Origin of the sequence: Streptomyces sp. (assembly GCF_031181555.1) — a bacterium.
Classification (GTDB): domain Bacteria; phylum Actinomycetota; class Actinomycetes; order Streptomycetales; family Streptomycetaceae; genus Streptomyces; species Streptomyces fimbriatus.
The window spans coordinates 16,058-18,694 of the sequence record NZ_JAPSKQ010000131.1 but is presented as its reverse complement, the minus strand read 5'-3'; the positions used below and the strand labels follow the sequence as shown (position 1 = coordinate 18,694).

At 71.2% G+C, this 2,637-nt stretch carries 2 protein-coding genes; both read left to right on the top strand.

What is annotated here, in order from left to right:
• Positions 1–71: 71 nt before the first annotated feature.
• Positions 72–1,244 carry an aldose epimerase family protein gene (locus RIM90_RS23200; RefSeq protein WP_309062681.1) on the top strand — a complete coding sequence of 391 codons (1,173 nt, stop codon included), beginning with the start codon at positions 72–74 and terminating at the stop codon, positions 1,242–1,244.
• Positions 1,245–1,391: 147 nt separating this feature from the next.
• Positions 1,392–2,637 (top strand): histidinol-phosphate transaminase (locus tag RIM90_RS23195; RefSeq protein WP_309062680.1); only part of this gene is annotated, 1,246 nt, incomplete at its 3' end.

The window sequence follows — 2,637 nt, the reverse complement described above, 5'->3', positions numbered from 1 at the left end:
GCGCAAGGTCGGTTCGTAGGTCAGCTCGGGCCCCGCCGGACGGCGGGGCCCCTCCGTTACGGGAGCCGCACATGGAACTGAACAGACGCACGGTCATCGCGGGAGCCGCGGCCGCCGGGATCGCCGCCGCCGCGGCCGGCACCGGCACGGCACAGGCCGCGGGAGGCACGGGAGGCACGAGAGGCGGGGGAAGGCCGGTGAAGACGCTCTTCGGCAGGCTGGCGGACGGCACCAAGGTCCACAGCTGGTCGCTGGAGAACGGCGGGACCCGGATGAGGGTCCTGTCCTACGGCGGCATCGTCCAGTCGCTGGAGGTCCCCGACCGCCGCGGCCGGTACGCCAACGTCTCCCTCGGCTTCGACACCCTCGAGGAGTACGTCGCCTCCAGCCCCTACTTCGGCGCCCTGATCGGCCGCTACGGCAACCGCATCGACAAGGGCCGCTTCACCCTCGACGGCACGGCGTACCAGCTCTCCGTCAACGACGGCGAGAACAGCCTGCACGGCGGCGCGCAGGGCTTCGACAAGCGGGTCTGGGACGTCGAGCCGTTCACCCGGGGCTCCGACGTCGGCCTGTACCTGCACCACACCAGCGTCGACGGCGAGATGGGCTACCCGGGCACGCTGCGGGCGAAGGTCACCTACACCCTCACCCGGGACGGCGACTGGCGCATCGACTACGAGGCCACCACCGACAAGGCGACGGTCGTCAACCTCACCAGCCACGTCTACTGGAACCTCGCCGGCGAGAGCAGCGGCTCGGTCCACGACCACGAGCTGTCCATCGCCGCCTCCCGCTACACGCCCGTCGACTCGGGGCTGATCCCCACGGGCGAGCTGGCGAAGGTCGCGGGCACCCCCTTCGACTTCCGCCGGGCCAAGCCGATCGGCCGGGACATCCGCACCGCCCACCAGCAGGTGCTGTACGGGCAGGGCTTCGACCACAACTGGGCGCTCGACAAGGGCGTCACCGCCCGGCCCGAGCACGCCGCGACCCTGCGCGACCCGTCCTCCGGCCGCACCCTGAGGATCGCCACCAACGAGCCGGGCCTGCAGTTCTACTCCGGCAACTTCCTCGACGGCACCCTCGTCGGCACCGGCGGCCGCGTCTACCGGCAGGGCGACGGACTGTGCCTGGAGACCCAGCACTTCCCGGACTCGCCGAACCAGCCGTCGTTCCCGTCGACCGTGCTGCGGCCGGGAGAGACGTACCGGACGACGACGATCCACTCGTTCGGCTCGTGAGCCGCCGCCGTCACATTTCCCTCACATGAGCTGAACGGCCGCGCGCCCGACTCCGTACTCATGGGCGGCCCGCGCTCCCCCGCGCGGGCCGCCCACGCATGACGGGCCCGTACCGCCCCGGCGGGCCCGCCGCACACGGAGGTTCCCTTGGCCGGCAACGTCACCTCGCTGTTCCGCAGCACCGCGGCGCACAGTCCGTCGATGGCGGCGCTGACGCGGGAGAGCGACGGGGCCGGCCCGGTGGACTTCTGCATCCCCTGCAACCCGTACTTCCCCACCCCCGCCATGTTCGAGGAGATGGCGGCCCGGCTGCGCGACATCCTCACGTACTACCCGAGCGGCGCCGACACCATCACGGCCGAGCTGTGCAGCCTGCTCCGACTGCCGCCGCAGTGCGTGGCGATGGGCAACGGATCGACGGAACTCATCACCTGGATCGACCACTTGCTGGTCCGCGAGTCCCTCGCCGTCCCCGTCCCGACCTTCGGCCGCTGGACCGACCAGCCCATGGAGACCGGCAAGCGGGTCGACATGTTCCCGCTCCAGGAGTCCGGCGGCTTCGCCCTCGACCTCGCGCAGTACGCGGAGTTCGTCCGCGCGCGGAAAACCCGGGTGGCGGTGATCTGCAACCCCAACAACCCCGACGGCGGCTTCCTGCACAAGCACGCGATCGTGCAGTTCATGGACGCGATGGCCGACCTCGACCTGGTGGTGGTCGACGAGTCCTTCCTGGAGTTCGCCGACGCGGAGGCGGAGCCGAGCGTGGTGCAGGAGGCGATGCTGCGGCCGAACGTCATCGTGCTGCGCAGCCTCGGCAAGAACTTCGGCCTGCACGGCATCCGCTTCGGCTACCTCGTCGCCAACCCGGCGCTCGCGGGGCGGGTGCGGTCGATGCTCCCCAAGTGGAACCTCAACTCCTTCGCCGAGCACGTGGTGTTCATGCTGAAGGAGCACGGTGCCGAGTACGCCCAGAGCCTGCACCAGGTGCGCCGCGACCGCTTGGACATGTCCGGCCAGCTCTCCTCGCTGCCCGGACTCACGGTCTACCCCTCCCAGGGCAACTTCCTCTTCGTGCGCCTCCCCCTGGGCGCCGAGGGGACCGTCGTCCGGGACCGGATGCTCACCGAGCACCGGATCCTGGTCCGCGAGTGCGGCAACAAGATCGGTTCCTCCAGCCGCTTCCTGCGTCTCGTGGTGCGCCCCCAGGTGGACGTGCGTCGCCTGGTGTCCGGCCTGGAACAGGTGCTCTACGGGACGTCCGGAAGGGGAGCCGCCGTGCCCGAGCCGGCCACGGGGACCGGCTACAGCTCGGGCACGGCGGCGGTGGACCGTCTGGTGAGCCGGACCAACGGGGCCGGCACCCGGGGCCTCGCCGCTCAGGCCGCCGGTGCCG

Bases quoted from the DNA above. Each gene is read 5' to 3' on its own strand.
- RIM90_RS23200 (WP_309062681.1), top strand. From the start codon at position 72: ATGGAACTGAACAGACGCACGGTCATCGCGGGAGCCGCGGCCGCCGGG.